Origin of the sequence: Pseudoxanthomonas sp. 22568, assembly GCF_052044485.1 — a bacterium.
In the GTDB taxonomy this organism is placed as follows: domain Bacteria; phylum Pseudomonadota; class Gammaproteobacteria; order Xanthomonadales; family Xanthomonadaceae; genus Pseudoxanthomonas_A; species Pseudoxanthomonas_A beigongshangi.
In genome coordinates, this window is the sequence record NZ_JBQENC010000005.1 from 227,212 (window position 1) to 248,300 (window position 21,089).

Genomic DNA, 21,089 nt, shown 5'->3' on the forward strand with positions numbered 1-21,089 from the left:
ATGGCCGCTCAACCCGCCTTCACGCGGCCGACATTATGGCCGCGCAGGGCGAAGAACAGGATGTACAGGTAGCAGGGCACCGCCAGCGCGGTAAACACCAGCTGGAAATCGTGGCTCTGCTTGAACACCGCGAACAGCTGCGGAATCACCGCGCCGCCGGCGATGCCCATGATCAGCAGCGCCGATCCGGTTTCGGTGAAGCGGCCCAGGCCCTGGATCGCCAGCGGGAAGATCGCCGGCCACATCATCGCGTTGGCGAAGCCGAGCGCGGCAACGAAGCCGACCGACACATAGCCATGGGTCAGGAACGCGCCGATCGCGAACACGATGCCCAGCACGGCCGACACGCTGAGGTAGCGCTCCTGCGAGATGAAGCGCGGGATGGCGACCAGGCCGAACAGGTAGCCGATCAGCATCGCGCCCAAAGTGTAGGAGGTGAACACTTTGGTCTTGTCGAGCGGGAGGCCGAAACCTTCACCGTAGATGCCGATGGCGTCACCGGCCAGCACCTCCACGCCGACGTAGACGAACAGGCAGATCACGCCCAGCAGCAGGTGCGGGAACTGGAACACGCTGCGACGGTTCGACTCCGTGCCGCCCTCATTGGCGTTGGCTTCGGCCGTATTCACTTCCGGCAACGGCGAGAACAGGATGCCGACCGCCAGCAACACCAGCAGGCCAGCCATCACCATGTAGGGCCCGTAGACGCGGGCGGCGAACTCGTTGAGCAGGAGTTCCTCCGCCTCCGGGGCGGCAGCTTCAACCTGCGCGGCGAGGTCACCCATGCCGTGCATCACGAAAGCCGCCAGCGCGATGGGCGCGAGCATGCCGGCGACCTTGTTGCAGATGCCCATCACCGCGATGCGCTGCGCCGCGCCCTCGATCGGGCCAAGGATGCTGATGTAGGGATTGGCCGCGGTCTGCAGGATCGCCAGGCCGGCGCCGATGGTGAACACGCCACCCAGCGCGCCGGGATACCAGCGATGGGTGGTGAACTGGCCGAACACCAGCGCACCGATCGCCATCACGAACAGCCCCAGCGCCATGCCCTTCTTCATGCCGGTCTTGCGCAGGATCACCGAGGACGGCAACGCCAGGCAGAAATAGGAAATGTAGAACGCGCTGGGAATCAGGAAGGCGTAGGTCTCGCTGACATTGAACGCCAGCTTGGCGAAGGTGATCAGCGGCCCGTTGAGCCAGGTGACGAAACCGAAGATGAAAAACAGCAGGCCGATGATGGCAATGGACACGTATTGTCGCGAGCCTTGTACCGCAGTCATGTCTGGCGAACTCCCCTCTCTCTGATTGTGATGGCCGATCCGCGACCGGCGTCCACGCCCTGCCGCTGCGTGGCTCCCTCTGGAAACAACGTTGTCACAGAATCGTCCGCGAAGCCACCCGCGACCGGTTTCTCCTTGCACGCGTACAGCACGCTGGGGTTTCCGGATTTGTGGCACCGCAACAACGGGCACGGCCCGAAGGACGCCTCAAACCCTTAAATCTGAATGTATTTCTTCAGTTTTGAAACTGAACAGGAGAGTCTGCATCGGATCACACGCAAATTTGATCCGAGCACCACCCGCCCTGCCTGTATTTGATGACAGAGTGTTGACAACGTTGTCAAACCCCTCCCACACTCCGGCGCCATCGGGGCTGTTCGTTTTCGCCCCTTCGCGGACATGTGGGGAGACGTGTGGTCGCAATCGCCAATCCATTGCCGGTGGATCCCATGAGCCGGGCAGGCGACGCCTTCATTGCGGCGGATGTCGGCGGCACCCACGTCCGTGTCGGACTGGTGCGCGGCGGCAACGATCCGGCCGTGCCCATCAACGTGCTGGAATACCGCAAATACGCCTGCGCCGATTACCCGGGGCTGGCCGACATCCTGCAGGACTTCCTGGCCGGTCTGGGTGGCCTGCCTGTGAATCGTGGCGTGATTGCCAGCGCCGGCTACGCGCTGGAAGACGGTACCGTCATCACCAACAACCTGCCCTGGCGCCTGTCGCTGGCCGAACTCCGCGCGCGCCTGGGTTTCGATGACTTCCAACTGGTCAACGACTTCGAAGCGGTCGCGCACGCCGCCGCGCAGGTCGACGCCAGCCAGGTGCTGCAGCTCGCCGGCCCGGTCGGCGCGCCGCCGCGCGGCCCCATCCTGATCCTGGGTCCGGGCACCGGTCTGGGCGCGGCGGTGTGGATTCCGTCGGGCAAGCGCTCGGTGGTGCTGGCGACCGAAGCCGGCCAGGCCGCGCTCACCGCCGGCAACGCGCTGGAAATGGCGGTGCTGACGGAAATGCTGAAGACGCGTCCGCACGTGCCGATCGAACAGGCGTTGTCCGGCCCCGGACTGGTGAACCTCTATACCGCGCTGTGCGCCGTGCGCGGTGGCGTGACGCCCGCCCATTCGCGTCCCGGCGATATCACCGCCGCCGCCCTCGCGGGCGAAGACGCGCTGGCCCGCGAGACGCTCGACGTGTTCTGCGGCCTGCTCGGCAGCGTGGTCGGCGACATGGCGCTGCTGTACGGCGTGCAGGGCGGCGTCTACCTGGCCGGCGGCATCCTGCCGAACATCCGCGAATTCCTTATCCAGAGCAGCTTCGTACCGCGTTTCCTCAACAAGGGAACGATGCGCGAGGCGCTCGAACGCATTCCCGTGAAGCTGGTCGAGCACGGGCAACTGGGCGTCATCGGCGCCGCCAGCTGGTACCTCGATCAAACCGAAAGCAACTGAAGAAAAAAAGAAAAGAAACGAAGGCGTCGGGACAGGCGCCCGCAAAAAGAAACGGGTCGGAGCGGTCAGCCGATTCCCTGGCAGCAAAGGCAGCAATACGGCTCCGGATCACGCCCCGGCCGACAACCAAAAATCATGATGGGAGAGACACCATGAATCACCGTAAATCGCTACTCGCCGTCGCCGTCGCGACGGGCCTCGCGGTCTCCATGCACGCCCAGGCGCAGGACGCGGCCACCCAGCAACAGGCCCAGCCGGCCGCGCAGCAGCAAGCCACCGATCTGGACACCGTGGTCGTCACCGGTATCCGCGGCTCGATGGAGAAATCGCTGGATACCAAGCGCGAGGCCAATTCCCGCGTGGAAGTGGTCACCGCCGAAGACGTCGGCAAGCTGCCGGCCCATAACGTGGCCGACACCCTGCAGCGCCTGCCGGGCGTGAACATCAGCTCGTCGTCTTCCGATGAAGGCGGCTTCGACGAAGCCGACCGCGTCAGCCTGCGCGGCACCAGCCCCAGCCTGACCCAGACCCTGATCAACGGCCACACGGTCGGCTCGGCCGACTGGTTCGTGCTCAGCCAGGGCAACAACGTCGGTCGCAGCGTCAGCTACACCCTGCTGCCCTCCGAACTGGTCAGCTCGGTGGAAGTGCACAAGTCCTCGCAGGCCAAGCTGCCCGACGGCGGCACCACCGGCTCGGTCAACATCATCACCCGCAAGCCGCTGCAGTTCGCCGACAAGATCACCGCCGAAGCCTCGCTGGGCGTGGTCAACGCGGAACAGGCCGATTCCACCGACCCGCAGATCTCGGGCCTGTTCAACTACAAGAACGACGCCGGCACCTTCGGCGTGATGGTCCAGGCATTCAGCCAGAAGCGCGAACTGCGCCGTGAAGCGCAGGAGGTTCCGGGCGGCTTCTTCCAGATCTCGGCCACCGATCCGGCCGGCATCAGCAATCCGGATCTGGTTGGCGTCTGGGCCCCCGGCCTGCTCGGCTCGACCCTGTTCGAACAGACCCGCGAGCGCAAGGGCGGCCTGATCGAACTGCAGTTCAAGCCCAACGACGACCTGACCCTGGGCCTGAGCGGCTTCCGTTCGGACATGGACGCCAACAACTACAACCGCAACTTCATGATGTGGGGTGGCAATTTCGCCCGCGCATGGGCTCCGGATCCCGGCTACGTGGTCAAGGACGGCGTGCTGACCAACGCCACCTATACCGGCCAGGCCGGGCAGAACTACGCGGTGTACGACATGATCTACCGCGAGGCGTCGGCCAAGAGCGAATACGTCACCTTCGACGTCGACTGGCAGATCAACGACAACCTGAGCTCCAAGTTCCAGGTCGGCACCACCAGCGGCGAAGGTTCCACCCCGCGCCAGTTCATCGCCGAACTGAACATGGCCAATGGTGGCGGCGCCAGCTGGACCAGCCATGGCGCCGGCTCGCCGGTGGACTGGAACGTGGGCGGCGATCTGAGTCCCGCCAGCGCCACCTGGGGCGGCACCTGGGGTAACCAGGAGGTCACGGCGAAGGACGACGAGGACTGGTTCACCGCCGACTTCACCCATTACTTCAATGGCGGTGTGCTCTCCTCGCTCGACTTCGGCGCGCGTTACGCCGACCACACCCGCGAGGCGCTGTCGCCGGAAGGCGCCAGCCCCGGGGCGGGCATCTGGGACGCGCTGCAGAATGGCGCCACCGCGCCGTATCCGGGCGGCTTCGCCAGCAGCATCGGCGGCAGCTTCCCGCGCGATCTGTGGTACTTCACGCCGGGCGCGCTGAAGGACGCGATCATCAACAACTCGACGTGGCTGTACAACAACGATGGTCCGACCGGTCGCCACAACTACGGCGCCGAGTGGAAGGTGGAGGAGAAGAACCTCGCCGCCTACATCCAGGCCAACTTCGTCGGCGACAACTGGAGCGGCAACATCGGTCTGCGCTACGTCAACGTCGACCAGGACATCAGCTCCTACCAGGCCGTCGCCAACGCGGCCAATGCCGATGTCTCCAGCCTGTTCGGCCAGTGGATCCGCAAGTTCACCAACAACAAGCACAGCCGTGTCCTGCCCAGCGCGAACATCAAGTTCGACATGGGCGAGAACCTGGTGTTCCGCTTCGCCGCCTCGCAGACGCAGACCCTGCCCGACTTCTCCGCGCTGGGCGCTTCGTCCTGGGGCTCGGATCTGAACCGCACCGGTGGTGGCGGCAATCCGAACCTGGATCCGGTGGTCTCCACCAACTTCGATGCCAACATCGAGTGGTACTTCATGCCGCGCGGCCTGCTGTCCGTCGGCGCCTATTCGATGAACATGAAGGACTACGTCGCCTTCGGTACGGAAAAGCAGATGCTGTTCAGCGAGTTGACCAACCAGCTCGAGGAATACCTGGTGTCCGTGCCGGTCAACTCCGACGGCAAGGTCACCGGCGTGGAAGTGGCCTACGAGCAGCCGATCGGTGACAACTTCGGCGTGGTCGCCAACTACACCTACGCCAACGGCAGCACCTCGCACACCTGGGCCGACGGCAGCGACAATCTGCTGGGCACCTCGAAGAACACCTACAACGTGGGCGCCTACTTCGAGAACGACACCTTCGGTGCGCGCGTGAGCTACACCCGCCGCTCCTCGTTCCTGATCGGCCTGTCCGGCGCCAACCCGTACTACCAGGATGACTTCGGCACCCTGTCGGCGGCGCTGAGCTACAAGTTCAACGACCACCTGAGCTTCTCGCTGGATGCGCTGAACCTCAACGATCCGACCATCAAGTACTACCAGAGCGCGGCCATCCCGACCTCGTTCTACAGCAATGGTCGCCAGTACTACTTCAACGTCCGCCTGAAGTTCTGATGGCGGCCATCTGACAGAGCGCTCCCTCTGCGGGGCCTGGACTTGTCCAGGCCCTTTTTTTTGCTCGCCATTCCGGACTACAGGCGACGGAAAGCCGGCCGGGCCTCGATTGCCCGGGCACACACGGTTCGAGATCGCCTGCGGAACCACTGAAGACACGACCTGCGATGTGCCGGTCGCGCTCCCAATCCCCGGGCATGGCAGCATCCCGCGCCGATGGGTGACGACGACCGCGCGGACTGAAGACCACGGTACCGTGGTCCATCCAGCCGATGCGAATACACCCGTCGTGTTCGTCGCCGGATAGCCGCGCAGCCGCCGCGCGTTCGCGCTGGACGCGAAGCACCAGTCCGGCGCACGTCGAGCGTACTGGCGATTCGCGTGGACAAAGGCGCTTCCATCTGGCCGGCGGGAATGCGCTGTTGATGGACCCGACGACCTTGAAAGACGTACCCGACCTTCCCTGTCGCATGCCGGCACCTGGCGTGGTTTCAACAGCCGCACCTCGTGCCAAATCGCACCGGTCAACCTGCGGTACGGGGACATGCCGACCGATGCCATCGATTCACCGGCGGCACCGCGCCTGACGACGCCTTGTCTTCAACGAGCCACGTCGAAGGGACGCGACTTCCGAGTGGCTCACAGAGGATTTCGTTCCAGATAATTTTTTACAAGCAACAGCACGAAAACGACAATTCCCGGATATCCATAGGGGCATTTCCGGACACTCCAGCGCCGTAGCTAACAAAAACCCAGTCAAATCAACCATCTTATTGATGCGGCGCAGCACATCTTTTATGAAAATTTTTTGCAATTTGCTTGACAACGTTGTCAGCACTCTCCCACACTCGGCTTCGAAGGGGGCCTGAGGGGGCTCCCGTCTGCGGGACATGTGGGGAGACGTGTGGCTGCCATCACCAATCCAGCGCCCAGGGTGGAATCGCGACTGCGGGAAGAGTCCCTGTCCGCGGCCGCCGCCATGACCTGCTCGCCCGTCCGCACGGGCTCGATGCGCGCCGCCGATGCCTCCGTTCGACCGGCCATCGCCATCACCGACCTGGTCGCCGCCCGCGGAACACCGCAGGGCAACCCGCTCGAATGCATTCCCGCGACGCTGGCCATGGCTGGGCAACGGGACGTCGCCGACGCCCCCCGTTGGCAGCCCGGCCGGATCGCACCTCGGTAAGACAGCGGCGAGTTGCCCGCCGTGGGAGTCAGGCAACCGCACGACCCGCCAGCAAGGCGGGCCGACCACAAAAATCATGATGGGAGAGACAGCATGAGCCACCGCAAGACCGCACTATCCGCCGCAATCGTGATGTGCCTGAGCATCACCGCGCACGCGCAGGATGCCGCCCCGGCGCAGGCCGCCGCCGACACCGGCGAAGCCGTCGAACTGGACAAGGTCGTCGTCACCGGCATCCGCGCCAGCCTGCAGCAGTCGCTCGACACCAAGCGCAACGCCGACGCCATCGTCGACGTGATCACCGCCGAGGACGTCGGCAAGTTCCCCGCCACCAACGTGGCCGAGGCGATGACGATCATTCCCGGCGTGGCGATCGACCGCGCATTCGGCCAGGGCGAGAAAGTCAGCATCCTGGGCACCGATCCCTCGCTCAACCGCACGCTGCTCAACGGCCAGTCCATCGCCTCCGGCGACTGGAACATGTCCGAATTCCCGACCCGCACCTTCAACTATTCCCTGCTGGCGCCACAGCTGGTGGGCAAGGTGGAGGTGTTCAAGTCGCCGGAAGCGCGCATCGACGAGGGCTCGATCGGCGGCACCGTGATCATCAGCACCCGCAAGCCGCTGGACATGGCCAACGACATCACCATCGCCGGCCAGATCAACTATGTTCGCAATGACCGCGTCGAGGACACCGACCCACAGGCTTCCGCCCTGTTCGGTTGGAAGAACGACGCCGGCACTTTCGGCTTCATCGTGTCCGCGCAGAAGGCCAAGGAACAAATCCGCCGCGACGGCATCGAGTCCTATGGCACCGTCACCGCCGCCCAGTTCCGCGACGGTTCCGGCGGCGCGCCGGGCTCGGTCGGTTCCGGCAACTGCACCGGTACCTGCGAACAGACGCTGACAAACAACATGACCGCGGTCGGCCCCAACTCGATGAGCGCGCATTTCTTCGAGCAGGAGCGTGATCGCCGTACGTATTCGGCCTCGTTGCAGTTCAAGCCGGTCGAACAGCTGGATATCGAACTCAATGCGCTGAAGATCGACTCCAGCTACGATCACTCCACGCAGTCGATGTTCGCGATGCAAGGCAACACCTGGAACAGCCTGAGCAGGCTGACCGACGTCACCGTCCAGAATGGCCTGATGACGCGCGGCACCATGAACGACGGCCTGGTCATCTTCGACCTGCAGCATCGCGAAGCCTCCGTCGAGTCCGAAACCTATGATCTGAAGGCCACCTGGAACGACGAGCGTTGGTTCGCCTCGACCCAGTTGGGCTCGACCAAGGCCGATGGCGGCCCGCGCCAGGTGTTCGGCGAATTCCTTGCCCGCGCCGACTACACCTGGGACATCAGCAATGCGCCCAAGCATCCGGGCAGCCTGACCTTCCACGGCGCCAATCCGTTCCTGGATCCGGCGTCCTTCCAGATGGATGCGGGCTGGGGTGGCAACGTGGTGGAGAAGCCGACCCTGGACAAGGAGAAGTACGGCCAGGTCGATTTCGGCCTCAAGCTCGACTCGCCGGTCTATCTGCTCCGTTTCGGCTACAAGAAGCGTGATCACGAGACCAGCCAGATCCAGCGCGGCGTGATTCTTTCCGGCGTCACCACCGCCGCATCCCGGTTCAGCCCGCGCTGGCTGCCGGGCAACTACCTGGACGGCTTCAGCGGCTACGGCGATCTCGGCCGGCGCTTCACCATCGACGGTTCCCAGTTGGCCGACTATATCCTCGGCGGTGAATGGCTGCCGCCCGGCCAGAGCATGACGCCGATCTCCACCTTCAACTCGGCCGAGTTTGTCCGCAACACCTGGTCGATCAATGAAGACATCCAGGCTGCGTACGTCCAGGCCGATTTCAGCTTCGGCAAGCTGCGCGGCAACGTCGGCGTCCGCCATGTACGGACGGAATCGGAGAACGGCAGCTGGAAGTGCTCGGTCAACGTCGCCAACTGCGCGGTCAGCCAGTACGTGCCGCAGGTGCTGAAGAAGAAGTACAACAACACCCTGCCCAACGTGAATCTTGTCTACGACGTCAACGACGAGTTCGTGCTGCGCTTCTCCGCGGCGCAGGTGATGGCGCGTCCCAACTACGCGGACATGTCCAGCTACCTGTGGCTGGCGGACGCCACCCTCAAGGGCGGTGGCGGCAATCCGGACCTCAAGCCTTACCGCTCGACCAATCTGGACCTGTCAGCCGAATGGTACTTCTCGCCGAACTCCATCCTGGCCGGCTCGATTTTCTACAAGGACATCTCCGACTACGTGCTGATGACCTCGGGCAAGGAAGATCACTGGAACATCAACCAGAACCAGGTCAGCACCTACGACGTGGATCGCCCGCGCAATGCCGGTGACGCCAAGGTCAAGGGAGCGGCGATCGCCTACCAGCAGGACATCGGCGCGGGCTTCGGCGTCCTGGCCAACTACACGTTCTCCGATGCCCAGGCCAACAGCGGCCGCGACCTGCCGTTCAATTCCCGCCACCAGTTCAACATCAGTCCCTACTTCGAAAGCGGCAACTGGACGGCCCGGATCACCTATGGATGGCGGGACAAGTACTTCACCCAGGTCAGCGGCGGGCGCGAAATCTGGGTCAAGGACTACGCATCGCTGGATGCCAGCGTCGGCTACCGCGTCAACGACTTCCTGAGCGTCAGCCTGGACGGCATGAACCTGCTCGACGAGGAATACCACAGCTATTCGGGCGTGGAGCAGCTGACCCGAGGCGTGTATCGCACCGGCCGCCGCTTCATGACCTCGCTGCGCGTGCAGTTCTGATGCCATCGCTTTGCCTTTGACATTATTGTCTCTCCACGGGTCCAGGACTTCTGGGCCCGTTTTTTTTGGAACAGGGAATCCAGGAAAACCATGACATCCACAAACCATCACTTTCCGCGCCGTTTCGTCCTGCACCTGGGCCTGCTGACCGCGTTGGTCGCGGCGCCAGCCCTGGCTGGAGACGCCGCAACGTCTCCGGCATTCGCGCTGATCCCCGCTCCCGCCAGCCTGCAGCCGAACGAAGGCGCTTTCATGCTGGATGCCGGCACCACCTTGCATGCCGAGGGTGAAGTCGCGCGCAGGGTCGCCGGCCAATTCGCGGAATTTCTAGCGACAACGCGCGGCACGCGTCTTGTGCTTTCCGGTCCGGGAGAAGGCGGCGTTGTCTTCGCACTCGACCCGACGGCTTCGACTTCCTCGCCGGAAGGTTATCGCCTGGAAGTGACGCCTGAGCGGGTCCGCGTCACCGCCGCCCACGAACGTGGGTTGTTCTATGGCGCGGTCACCCTCTGGCAACTGGCGACGCAGGCTTCCGCGCTGCCGGCGCGGATACCGGCCGCCAGCATCCAGGACGCCCCCCGCTTCCCCTGGCGCGGCTTCATGCTCGACTCCGCGCGCCACTTCCAGTCGCTCGACGAGATCAAGCAGATCCTCGACACCATGGCGCTGCACAAGCTCAACACCTTTCACTGGCACCTGACTGACGATCAGGGCTGGCGCATCGAGATAAAGAAGTACCCGAAACTGACCGAGGTCGGCGGCTGCCGGGTCGCCGCGGGCGAGGCCGGCGTCGGCACTGATGGCCAACCGAAGCCCTATTGCGGTTTCTACACCCAGGACCAGATCCGCGAGATCGTGAAGTATGCGGCCGATCGCCACATTACCGTGCTGCCGGAAATCGATGTACCGGGCCATGCGCAGGCGGCCATCGCCGCGTATCCGGAACTCGGCGTGCTGGGCAGTACCCCACCGGTATCCAACCAGTGGGGCGTGCACAGCTACCTGTTCAATACCGAGGAAAGCACAATCACTTTCCTGGAGGATGTGCTGACCGAGGTGATCACGCTGTTCCCCGGACGTTACGTGCATGTCGGCGCGGACGAAGCGGTCAAGATCCAGTGGGAAAACTCCGCGCGCGCGCAGGCGCGCATCCGCGAACTCGGCCTGAAGAACGAGTTCGAGATGCAGAGCCACATCATCAAGCGGCTGGAGAAGTTCCTGGAAGCGCACGATCGCCGCCTGATCGGCTGGGACGAAATCCTTGAAGGCGGCCTGCCACCCGAGGCCACGGTGATGTCATGGCGCGGTACCGAAGGCGGGCTGGAAGCGGCCACCCAGGGCCACGACGTGGTGATGACGCCCAAGTCGCACCTGTACCTGGACTACCACCAGACCACCTCGCCGAACGAACCGCCGGGCCGGCCGACCCAGGTGCCGCTGGAAAAGGTCTACGGTTTCGAGCCGGTGCCGGAAGCGCTGGCACCCTCGCTGCGCCATCACATCCTCGGCCTGCAGGCCAATGTGTGGACCGAACACACGCGCTACTACGCACGCCTGCAGCATCATCTGTATCCGCGCCTGGCCGCATTGGCCGAAGTGGGCTGGACGCCGGCGGAACGCAAGGATTACGCCGATTTCCTCAAGCGCCTGCCCGCCCAGTTGCAGCGCTACCAGGCGCTCGGCATCGCCTATGCGAAGACGCCGTTCGAGGTGATGGTCACCGCGCAGGAACAGCGCGCGGCCGGCAAGGCGCAGGTCACGCTCGCCAATCCGCTGGGCTATGAAATCCGCTACACCGTGAATGGCAGCGCGCCCGCCGCCACCTCGCTGCGCTACGCGCAACCCTTCACGGTGACGCCGCCGGCGCAGGTGCGCGCCGCCGCGTTCTTCGACGGCAAGCCGCTGGCGGATGTCACCGGGCAGCTCGTGGATCGCGAATGGCTGCTGCGTCGGACCAGCGACGCGCTGGCGAGTTGTCCGGAAGGTGGCCGCCTGCTGTTGCGGCTGGAGGACGACGGCCCGCGCGAGGGTGCGCGCGCGATGTTCAACGTCACCATCTTCAATCCATGCTGGCAGTGGCCACAGGCGGATCTGGCGGGCATCGCGAAGTTGCGGGTCCGCGCCGGACGTATCCCGTACTACTTCCAGCTTGCCCATGACGAGGTCAACCGCAAGTTCGAGCCGGCCCGCTCGGCGCACGGCGAACTGCTGGTCCGCGCCGGCAACTGCAAGGCCGAACCGTTCGCCACGGTGCCGCTGCCGGCCCAGCCCGACGCAGACGGTTTCGTGACCTTGGATGCGGCGCTACCCGCCGGAATATCAGGCAAGCAGGAGCTGTGCCTGGTGTTCACCGGCGACACGCGCCCGGAAATGTGGGTGCTTGACGAGGTGCGGCTGGTACCGCGCTGACGCATCCGCGCATCACCGTGGTCTGGTGAGGGGCCCTCCATCCCTCGCTCCGCCCCTCGTCCACGCACGGACGGGGGGCTTTATTTATCTGTGCCGCAAGCCCGCCTAGACCGGCTTGCGGACCCTGCCCTCAAGCCGCAGCAGCAGGTCCCGCAACGGCGTCAGCGCCGTGGACAGGCCCAGCAGCACGCCGACGGTGTTGGCGATGGCGTCGAAGGGATCGCGCATGCGGTCGGTGGTGTAGGCCCCCTGTGCGAATTCCACGCCGATGCCCACGAGCACCAGCGCAAGCCCGACGGTCATCCAGCCGCCGCGGCTGCGGAACAACTGCACCGCCCCGGCCGCCAGCAGGAAGTAGGCCAGGCCGTGCTCCAGCTTGTCGGTGCCCGAGGGCATGTCCGGGAACGGCGGCGGCGGTCCCAGCGACAGCGCGACCACGGTCGCGATGGCCAGCAGCCACAGGCACAGCCACAGCCGGGGATGGCGGAACGGTTTCAGCAGGGTCATCTCACAGGCGCCAGGTCAGATCGTTGGCAAGGAAGGCCGGACCGAACTCGACGTCGCGCGCGAATCCCATCACCTGGAACCGCTCGCCCATCTCGCTGGGCAGGGTCAATTTCTTCGCCTCGTTGCGGAAACGCAGTTTGGCGACGTCATCGGCCCTTTCCTCGATCTCCTGCAGGCGCTCGGGCAGGCCGTTGCCGAGCAGGAAACTGGCCTGGTCGCTGTAACCGGCCAGTTCGAAGCCGGCCTGGGTGCCGGCCTCGGCCAGCGCGGTGAAGTCCACCGACGCGGTCAGGTCCTGCAGGCCCGGCCACAGATAGGGATCGGCGTGCATGTGCTGGCGGTAGAATGCGCGCAGCGTGCCCTCGTCGCGATCCGGCAGGTAGTACTCGCGGCGCGGATAACCGTAGTCGACGAACAGCATCGCGCCGGCGCGCAGTCCACCCATGACCGCCTGGATCCAGTACGGCAGTTGCGGCAGCAGTTCGGAGCGATAGCCATCAGGGAAAGGCTGTTCGAGGTAGCGCTCAACGTGGCGGACCGCGGCCGCCAGCAACGCGTCGGCCGGACGATCGGTGCGGATGAAGCGTTCGCCCTCGTCCAGTGCCACGTGTTCCTCGAACACCTCGCCATCGCGCAGGGTGAAGCGCGGCGTGGGCAGCGCGTCGATCACCTCGTTGGCGAACAGCACCCCGTTCCAGGTTTCACCCGGCGGTCCGTCCAGCCATTCGACCAGCGCGAACACCGGTGGAATCAGCCGCTGTGACAGGCGCTCGCGCTGGCGTTCGCGCAGGTCGGCGCTGGGTTCGAGGATGGCGTAGCGCGCCGGCAGCGCGTCCAGTTCCAGCAGTCGCTTGAGCATCACTTCGGCGAAGGCGCCGCTGCCCCCGCCCAGTTCCAGGAATTCGGCCTCCGGCCCCAGTTCCTGCAGCACCGGCGCGACCGCGCTGGCGACGCAGGCGGCGAACAGTGGACCGAGCTCGGGCGCGGTGACGAAGTCGCCGGCATCGCCGAATTTGGCGCTGCCGGCGCTGTAGTAGCCCAGGCCGGGCGCATAGAGGCAGCGCTCCATGAAACGCGAGAACGGCAGGAAGCCGCCGCTGGCGCGGATTTCCTCGCGCAGCAGGGCCGCCAGCCGCTCGCTGTGAGCGAGCGCGTCGGCATCGGGAAGGGGTAACTGGGCCGGCATGGGGCCACTCGATGTCTGCGGATCCGGGACTTATTGTACGTGTCCGCGGTTCAGCCTAGCCAAGCGGCGAGGCCGCGCCTAGAATCATGATGCACGGCAACAACGGAACCGCCATGACCTATTGCGTCGGCATCGAGGTGGACGAAGGCCTGGTCTTCGCGTCGGATACCCGCACCAGCGCCTCGTTCGATGACGTGCGCGTGTACCGCAAGATGCATAGCTTCGAATACCCCGGAGAGAGGGTGTTCGTCATCCTGTCGGCAGGCAACCTTGCCACCACCCAATTGACCATCTCGCGTTTGCAGCGCGACGCCGGAGATGCCGCGGCCCCCCGCAGCCTGCGTAGCTTCGCCCACCTGTATGAAGTGGCCGAGTACGTCGGCGACGTACTCGTGGCCAGCCAGGCCAAGGTCAGTGACGAAGCGCAGCAGAGCGGCGTCAGCGTGCAGGCCACGCTGATCCTGGGCGGCCAGATCGCCGGCGAGCGGCCGGGGCTGTACATGATCTACCCGCTCGGCAACTGCATTGCCGCATCGCCGGAAACCCCCTACCTGCAGATCGGCGAATCCAAGTACGGCAAGCCCATCCTGGACCGGATCCTGCGCCCGCAGACCACGCTGGAGGACGCCGCCCGCTGCGCGCTTGTATCGCTGGATTCGACCATCCGCTCCAACCTTTCGGTCGGCATGCCGATCGATCTGACATTGCTGCGCGCAGGTGATCTCAGGCTGACCCAGACGCTCCGGCTGGAAAGCGACACGCCCTTGTATTCGGAAATCCACGAGACCTGGTCGCGCAAGCTGGAGGCGGCGGTGCACGGCCTGCCGCGTTTTCCGTGGGAACCCCCGCGCGAGGTCGAGGAACCGGCTTCCACAGTGCCGGCAATGCCGCCACGGCGCTTGCCGTCGCGACAGGATCCAGGCGACATGCAGGGCCAGCAGTAAACGCTCCGCATCCGCGGAAGCTGGCGCCGCCAATGTCGGCTCAACCGTGAAAGTAGCCTTCGGCGATGGCGTCGTGCAGTCGTCCCAGGTTGACCTGGATCTCGTCCATGAACGCCGCCGGGTTGCGTTGCGCCAGCGATACCGGATCGGCGTTGCGGGTCAGCCCGATCACCCGGTTGAGATGGCGATCCACTCCCGGCCGCGGCGGCATGGTCGGCAACACGTTCTGCACGCGTGACAGACAGAACTGCACGCTGCGCGGAAACTCGCCGTTCTGCAGCAGGAAACGCAGCGCCAGCTCGGCGCTGACCCGTTGGCGCACATGCCGACGGAACATCTGGTAGGCCGCCAATGAACGCAGCACGCTCATCCACTGCATGTTGCGGAAAGTCTCGCGATCCTCGTCATTGCGTGGCCTGACCAGGCCCGAGGCGCCTGCGTCGATGATGCGGGTGGTCATGTCGGCCTGTTCCAGCGCGGTGCCCAGACGCAGGAACTGGAAGCCGATGTCACGGCTGACGTTGGCACTGAGCAGACCGGACACCTTGAGGCAGCCATCGACGATGCGGTTCAGGAAATCGACGCGATAACGGCGGCTCAGGCCACGCTCGCCGGTAGTCTCGATCTGCTGGTGCAGATCGTTGATGGCTTCCCAGACCTCCTGCGGAAGGCTGTCGCGGACGCTGCGCAGGAGTTCGCGCGCGGCATCCACCGAACTGCGCAACGACGAGGGGTTGCGGGATTCCAGCAACAGGAAGCGCACCACGTCCGCGTCGCCCACGTCGTCACTGGACTGGGGAAACTGCTGGGCGAAAAACTCGCCGGCGCCCACCGTATCGATCATCGGCCGCCAGGTGAAATGCACCGAACGCGGCAGATCCAGCTGCAGTTGGCTGCCGACGCCCACGAGCCGCGCGGTGTTCTCCGCGCGCCGCACATAACGACTGAACCAGTACAGGTTGTCGGCCACGCGCGACAGCATCAGGCCTCCTCCTCGTCGACATCGACAACCCAGGTGTCCTTGGCGCCGCCTCCCTGCGAGGAGTTGACCACCAATGACCCCTTGGTCATCGCCACCCGGGTCAATCCACCGGTGGTGACATAGATGTCCTGCCGCGACAGCACGAAAGGACGCAGATCCAGGTGCCGGGGTGAGGGTCCCTGCTTGGAGACGATGGGTGCGGTGGACAACGACAGTGTCGGTTGCGCCATGTAGTTCCGCGGATTGGCTTCGATCAGCTGGCGAAACCTGTCGCGCTGGCGCTTGGTGGAGCGTGGACCGATCAGCATGCCGTAGCCACCGGATTCATTGGCCGGTTTTACCACCAGGTTTTCCAGGTGATCCAGCACGTACCTGCGTTCCTTGGGGTTGTGGCACAGGTAGCTGGGTACATTGGGCAGGATTGGTTCCTGATCCAGGTAGTACTTGATCATCTTCGGCACGTAGGCGAACACCACCTTGTCATCGGCGACGCCGGCGCCGGGGGCGTTCGCCAGCGCCACCTTGCCGGCGCGCCAGCTGCGGATCAGGCCGGGAACACCCAGCACGGAATCCGGATGGAATACTTCCGGATCGATGAACAGATCGTCCACCCGTCGATAGATGACGTCGACGCGCTGCGGCCCGTACACCGTCCGCATGTAGGTGCAGTCATCATCGGCAACGAACAGATCGCTGCCTTCCACCAGTTCGATGCCCATCGCCTGCGCCAGATAGGCGTGCTCGAAATAGGCGCTGTTGAACACGCCCGGCGTGAGCAGGACGATGCTGGGCGTGTCCCCCGGCCGCGGCGACAAAGCCGCCAGGGTGTCGTACAGCTGCGAAGGATATTCATCGACCGGCAGGATGGCGCTGGTTTCGAACAGTTCCGGAAACACGCGCTTGGCAACCATGCGGTTTTCCAGCATGTAGGACACGCCGCTGGGAATGCGCAGGTTGTCTTCCAGCGCATACAGGGTGCCGTCGCCGTCACGGACCAGATCGGAACCGCAGATATGCGCCCATACCCCCAGTGGGGGCGAAATGCCAACGCAGTGCGCCCGGAAGTTGACCGAATCCTTCAGCAGCATCGCCGGGAATACTTTGTCGCGGACGATGCGCTGCTCGCCGTAAATGTCGCCGATGAACAGGTTCAGCGCCTGCATGCGCTGCTTCAGGCCGGCTTCGGTGCGCTGCCATTCGCGGCGATCGATAACCCGCGGAATCAGGTCGAACGGGAGCGTGCGGTCGACGTTGCGACCATCGGAATAGACGGTGAAGGTGATGCCGTGGGCGCGGGCGACCACGTCGGCGGCAAGTTGGCGCTGGGCGAGTTCGCGGCTGCCCAGACCGGAGAGGTAGTCGACCAGACGGCGCGCGGCGGGACGCGGGCTGCCGTCAGGCTGGATCAGCTCGTCAAAGGTGGTGGTACGGTACTTGGCCCAGTCCATCCGCTCTTTCCGCGCCGCCACCGGCGACATGCCGGCGGGGTTATTGCATTGCAACATGCGCGAAACCCCGCGAGGCGTCAAGCGGCATGCCTCCCCCGGGCCGACCGGCGACAATGGGGCTCGTTTTCCAGGAGGTTCCACATGCCCGAGTCGTCCCCCGTCGCCCTTGTCACCGGCAGCGCCAAACGGGTGGGTGCGGCCATCGCCCGCGGCTTGCACGCCGAGGGTTACGATCTGGCCCTGCACTATCGCCATTCCGGCGAGGCGATGCAGGCGCTGGCCAGCGAGTTGGAGGCCGTGCGCCCCAATAGCGTGCTCACCCTGCACGCGGACCTGGCCGAATTTGATCGACTGCCGGAACTGATCGCGCGCACCGTCGGCCACTATGGCCGGCTCGACGCCCTGGTCAACAACGCCTCGGCCTACTACGCCACGCCGATTGGCCAGACCACACCACAGCAGTGGGACGAATTGTTCGCCTCCAACGCGCGCGCGCCGTTTTTCCTTGCGCAGGCCGCCGCACCCCACCTGAAGGCCAGCCACGGCGCCATCGTCAGCATCGCCGACATCTACGCCGAGCGCCCGCTGGGCGGACACACGGTCTACTGCATGGCCAAGGCCGCGCTGGTGATGATGACCAAGTCGCTGGCACGCGAACTCGGGCCGGAAGTGCGGGTGAACGCGGTCGCGCCGGGCAACGTGCTGTGGTCCGAGAATCCGGTCAAGGCGGAAACCCTGGAACTGGTGCATGCGCGCACCGCGCTCAAGCGCCAGGGCGCGCCGGACGACATCGTCTCGGCGGTGCGCTGGCTGCTGAGCGGCAACGGTTACATCACCGGGCAGGTGATCGCCATCGACGGCGGGCGCTCGCTGTTCATCTGACCGGGGCAACCTGCGCCGCAAGATCCACGAATACCGGGTGCCCGAGCTTGGCCGGGTTTTCCCAGCGCAATTCGCCGTCCGGGGCATACTCGCGGGCCAGATCCAGATCGATGGCGCAAGCCGCATCCCCGGGATGCCGGCCGAGTTCGACCTCCAGGGCCTTCAGTCGCGCGTTGAATGCGGTTCTTTCCAGCGCGGTTTCGAACAGCAGCGCCTGGTTGGCGTAGCGATGCGGATCGCCCGCCACCACGCTGCCACCGCTGATCATCGGCGACAGCGCCAGGATCCTGCCCTCGCCGGCCAGCGCGGCGCGCGCGCGCGCCAGTTGCGCCTCGCCATCGGCGCCGCTGCCCAGGATCAGCAGGTAGCGGTGCGCGCTCATGTCGAGGGCGAGGTCCGCTGGTCCGCCTGTTTCAATGCGGCGGTCGCCATCAGCGCGGCGGTGACGCCCGCGTCGGAGGATTCCTGGAACACCCGCAGGCCAAACTCCGGCAGGATCGCCAGCAGGTGGTCGAAGATGTCCGACTGGATGTTCTCGTAGACGCCCCAGCGGATGTCGCGGGTGAAGCAGTAGATTTCCAGCGGCAGGCCGGTGGATTCCGGCTGCTGCTGGCGCACCAGCAGGGTCATGTCCTGGTGGATGCCCGGATGCTGGCGCAGGTAGTTCTCCACGTAGGCGCGGAACGTGCCGAGGTTGGTCACCCGGCGCGCGTTCACCGGATGGATGCCGCGCTGTTCCAGATCGCTGTTCCAGGCGGAGATCTCCCTGCCCTTGTCGTTCAGATAACGGTCCAGCACGGTGAAGCCGTGCATGCGCCGCAGTTCCTCGTCGGTAAGAAAGCGCACGCTGTGCTGGTCCAGGTACAGCGCGCGCTTGATCCGGCGTCCACCCGCGTCGCTCATGCCACGCCAGTTCTTGAACGAATCGTTGATCAGCTTCTTGGTCGGGACGGTGGTGATGGTCTTGTCCCAGTTCTGCACCTTCACCGTGTGCAGGGCGATATCGATCACTTCGCCGTCGGCGTTGAGCTGGGGCATCTCGATCCAGTCGCCCACCCGCACCATGTCGTTGGAACTGATCTGCAGACTGGCCACCAGCGACAGGATGGTGTCCTGGAACACCAGGATCAGCACCGCCATCATCGCGCCCAGCCCCGACAGCAGGATCAGCGGCGAGCGGTCGATCAGGGTCGCCACCATCAGCACCGCCGCGATGGTGAACACCACGATCTTCAGCAGTTGCAGGTAGCCCTTGATCGGCCTGTTGTGGGCATCCGGACGGCGCTGGTAGATCTGGTTGACCAGATCCATCGCGCCGGAGAAGGCCAGCGCCAGGGTCAGGATGATGAAGGCGGTGCAGACGTTGCGCACCACCGTGACCAGGTGTTCCGGCAGATCCGGCACCGCCACCACGCCGGCCGAGAGCACGATTGCCGGGATGACGTTGGCCAGGCGTGGAATCACCCGCAGGCGGATCTCGTGCGGTTCGCCCAGAGGCAGCGAGTTGATCATCCGCCGCAGTCCCCGCAGTAGCACGCGCTTGGTCACCCAGTTGGCCAGCCAGGCGGCCATCACCAGCGCGCAGATGGTCAGCGTGGTGTAGGCCCAGGGATAGGGTTCCAGCCAGGCGCGCAGTTGTTCCAGCCGCTGGTTCATGCCGGCTGCACCGAACCGCGTTCGATGATCACGCCCACGCCCGCGGCATTCGCCACCGCGCCGGGCTTGGTCAGCCGCAGGCGCAGCCAGGCCACTCCGAATTCGTCGATCACCAGCGCGGCGCAGCGCTCGGCCAGGGTTTCGACCAGACCGAATTCGGATGCCTGGATGAAGGCGGTGAGGCGGCGGCTGATCGCGTCGTAGTCGAGCGTGTCGGCGACGTCGTCGCTGGCGGCGGGCTTGCGGTTGTCGAACCCGAGTTCGAGATCCAGGCGCAGGGTCTGGCGGATGCGCCGCTCCCAGTCGTAGATGCCGATCACCGCGTCGGCCTGCAGGCCGTCGATGAAAACCTTGTCCATGTGCAGCGGAAATCGAGAATGCGGAACCGGCATGGTACCCGCCCGTGGCCGAACCTTCCCTGTGCCGCGCCTGCGTCGTGCCTGTTACCCGCCTGCTCTCGCCTGTTACCGGGTGATTTCCGCCGGTTCCGGCGCCACCACCGGCGACAGTGTCGCCATGTCCCAGCGCGGCGTCACCTTCACTTCCGCGCTCTCGTGCTGGCCGGCTTCCAATCGCAACGCGCCGGCGAAGGCGATCATGGCGCCATTGTCGGTGCACAGATCCAGTCGCGGGAAACACACCCGCCCACCCGCGCGCCGCGCGGTCATCTCCTGCAAGCGCGCGCGCAGGCGCTTGTTGGCGCCCACGCCGCCAGCGACGATCAATGTGTCGCAACCGGCCTCATCGAGCGCGCGCCCGCACTTGATCGCCAGCGTGTCGACCACCGCATCCTCGAAACCACGTGCGATGTCGGCCTTGGTCTGCGGCTGCTGGTCGCTGTCGCGCCAGGCCAGCAGCACCTGGGTCTTCAGGCCCGAGAAACTGAAATCCAGCCCGGGCCGGTCGGTCATCGGGCGGGCGAACCGGAACCGTCCGGGCGTGCCGGATTCGGCCAGTTTGGCCAGTTGCGGGCCGCCCGGATACGGCAAGCCCATCAGCTTGGCGGTCTTGTCGAAGGCCTCGCCGGCCGCGTCGTCCAGGGTCTCGCCCAGCAGTCGGTAGCGGCCGATGGCGTCCACCGCCACCAGTTGGGTATGCCCACCGGAGACCAGCAGGGCCACGAACGGCGGTTCCGGCGGGTCATGCTCGATCAACGGGGCCAGCAAGTGGCCTTCCATGTGGTGCACCGCCACCGCCGGCAGGTCCAGTGCCCAGGCCAGCGCCCGCGCCACGCCGGCGCCCACCAGCAGGGCGCCGACCAGGCCGGGGCCGGCGGTATAGGCGACCCCGTCCAGATCGCGGGTGTCCAGGCCGGCCTCGGCCAGGGTCTGGCGGATCAGGGGCAGCAGCTTGCGGACGTGATCGCGGCTGGCCAGCTCGGGCACCACCCCGCCATACTCGGCGTGCAGGGCGATCTGGCTGTAGACCGCATGGGCCAGCAGGCCGTCCGCCCCGGCCCGGCCGGTGTCGTAGACCGCCACGCCGGTCTCGTCGCAGCTGGTTTCGATGCCTAGGACCTTCATGG

At 65.3% G+C, this 21,089-nt stretch carries 16 protein-coding genes; 7 read left to right on the top strand and 9 right to left on the bottom strand.

The window, feature by feature from the left end; translation table 11 throughout:
- Window positions 1–8 precede the first annotated feature (8 nt).
- Entirely contained in the window at window positions 9–1,280 is a 1,272-nt protein-coding gene (locus tag ACTJI2_RS08590) for a sugar MFS transporter (protein ID WP_440841774.1), read from the bottom strand.
- 413 nt (window positions 1,281–1,693) lie between these two features.
- Between ACTJI2_RS08590 and ACTJI2_RS08595 the strand changes: the two genes are divergently transcribed.
- From ACTJI2_RS08595 to ACTJI2_RS08615, 5 genes are all read left to right on the top strand, one after another.
- The gene (locus ACTJI2_RS08595; RefSeq protein WP_440841776.1) at window positions 1,694–2,728 is read left to right on the top strand and encodes a glucokinase family protein; all 1,035 of its coding nucleotides are present in this window, start codon (window positions 1,694–1,696) and stop codon (window positions 2,726–2,728) included.
- 152 nt (window positions 2,729–2,880) lie between these two features.
- Window positions 2,881–5,580, top strand: coding sequence for a TonB-dependent receptor (locus ACTJI2_RS08600; protein ID WP_440841778.1), 2,700 nt, complete (start codon window positions 2,881–2,883; stop codon window positions 5,578–5,580).
- Window positions 5,581–6,484: 904 nt separating this feature from the next.
- On the top strand, window positions 6,485–6,766 hold the full coding sequence (locus ACTJI2_RS08605) for a hypothetical protein (RefSeq protein WP_440841780.1): 282 nt from the start codon (window positions 6,485–6,487) through the stop codon (window positions 6,764–6,766).
- A gap of 93 nt (window positions 6,767–6,859) precedes the next feature.
- Window positions 6,860–9,550: a TonB-dependent receptor gene (locus ACTJI2_RS08610; protein ID WP_440841782.1), complete on the top strand. Its 2,691-nt coding sequence runs from the start codon at window positions 6,860–6,862 to the stop codon at window positions 9,548–9,550.
- Window positions 9,551–9,640: 90 nt separating this feature from the next.
- On the top strand, window positions 9,641–11,959 hold the full coding sequence (locus ACTJI2_RS08615; protein WP_440841784.1) for a family 20 glycosylhydrolase: 2,319 nt from the start codon (window positions 9,641–9,643) through the stop codon (window positions 11,957–11,959).
- Between the two features lie 105 nt (window positions 11,960–12,064).
- On the opposite strand, the gene ACTJI2_RS08620 is transcribed toward ACTJI2_RS08615, so the two are convergent.
- Window positions 12,065–12,466: a VanZ family protein gene (locus ACTJI2_RS08620; protein ID WP_440841786.1), complete on the bottom strand. Its 402-nt coding sequence runs from the start codon at window positions 12,464–12,466 to the stop codon at window positions 12,065–12,067.
- Between the two features lies 1 nt (window position 12,467).
- Complete coding sequence (locus tag ACTJI2_RS08625) at window positions 12,468–13,652, bottom strand: class I SAM-dependent methyltransferase (RefSeq protein WP_440841788.1); 1,185 nt, start codon at window positions 13,650–13,652, stop codon at window positions 12,468–12,470.
- 113 nt (window positions 13,653–13,765) lie between these two features.
- On the opposite strand from ACTJI2_RS08625, the gene ACTJI2_RS08630 reads away from it, so the two are divergent.
- The gene (locus ACTJI2_RS08630; protein WP_440841789.1) at window positions 13,766–14,596 is read left to right on the top strand and encodes a 20S proteasome subunit A/B; all 831 of its coding nucleotides are present in this window, start codon (window positions 13,766–13,768) and stop codon (window positions 14,594–14,596) included.
- Between the two features lie 40 nt (window positions 14,597–14,636).
- Here the strand turns inward: ACTJI2_RS08630 and ACTJI2_RS08635 are convergent, their stop codons facing one another.
- Window positions 14,637–15,578 carry an alpha-E domain-containing protein gene (locus ACTJI2_RS08635; RefSeq protein ID WP_440841790.1) on the bottom strand — a complete coding sequence of 314 codons (942 nt, stop codon included), beginning with the start codon at window positions 15,576–15,578 and terminating at the stop codon, window positions 14,637–14,639.
- Window positions 15,578–17,026 carry a circularly permuted type 2 ATP-grasp protein gene (locus ACTJI2_RS08640; RefSeq protein WP_440841879.1) on the bottom strand — a complete coding sequence of 483 codons (1,449 nt, stop codon included), beginning with the start codon at window positions 17,024–17,026 and terminating at the stop codon, window positions 15,578–15,580. Before ACTJI2_RS08640 ends, ACTJI2_RS08635 begins: the two co-directional genes overlap by 1 nt.
- Window positions 17,027–17,167: 141 nt before the next feature.
- Here ACTJI2_RS08640 and ACTJI2_RS08645 point away from each other — a divergent pair, with 141 nt between their 5' ends.
- Entirely contained in the window at window positions 17,168–17,908 is a 741-nt protein-coding gene (locus tag ACTJI2_RS08645; protein ID WP_440841792.1) for a pteridine reductase, read from the top strand.
- On the opposite strand, the gene ACTJI2_RS08650 is transcribed toward ACTJI2_RS08645, so the two are convergent.
- The 4 genes from ACTJI2_RS08650 to tsaD all read right to left on the bottom strand — a co-directional run bounded on the left by ACTJI2_RS08650 (window position 17,901) and on the right by tsaD (window position 21,087).
- A complete protein-coding gene (locus ACTJI2_RS08650) occupies window positions 17,901–18,290 on the bottom strand; it encodes a 2-amino-4-hydroxy-6-hydroxymethyldihydropteridine diphosphokinase (protein ID WP_440841793.1) in 390 nt (129 codons plus the stop codon). The genes ACTJI2_RS08645 and ACTJI2_RS08650 overlap by 8 nt on opposite strands.
- On the bottom strand, window positions 18,287–19,564 hold the full coding sequence (locus tag ACTJI2_RS08655; protein ID WP_440841795.1) for a mechanosensitive ion channel family protein: 1,278 nt from the start codon (window positions 19,562–19,564) through the stop codon (window positions 18,287–18,289). The genes ACTJI2_RS08650 and ACTJI2_RS08655 overlap by 4 nt, the downstream gene beginning before the upstream one ends.
- Window positions 19,561–19,923 carry a dihydroneopterin aldolase gene (gene folB, locus ACTJI2_RS08660; protein ID WP_183640429.1) on the bottom strand — a complete coding sequence of 121 codons (363 nt, stop codon included), beginning with the start codon at window positions 19,921–19,923 and terminating at the stop codon, window positions 19,561–19,563. The genes ACTJI2_RS08655 and folB overlap by 4 nt, the downstream gene beginning before the upstream one ends.
- A gap of 105 nt (window positions 19,924–20,028) precedes the next feature.
- Window positions 20,029–21,087 (bottom strand): tRNA (adenosine(37)-N6)-threonylcarbamoyltransferase complex transferase subunit TsaD, encoded by a 1,059-nt coding sequence (tsaD, locus tag ACTJI2_RS08665; RefSeq protein ID WP_203322286.1) that lies wholly within the window; start codon window positions 21,085–21,087, stop codon window positions 20,029–20,031.
- Between the last annotated feature and the right edge of the window lie 2 nt (window positions 21,088–21,089).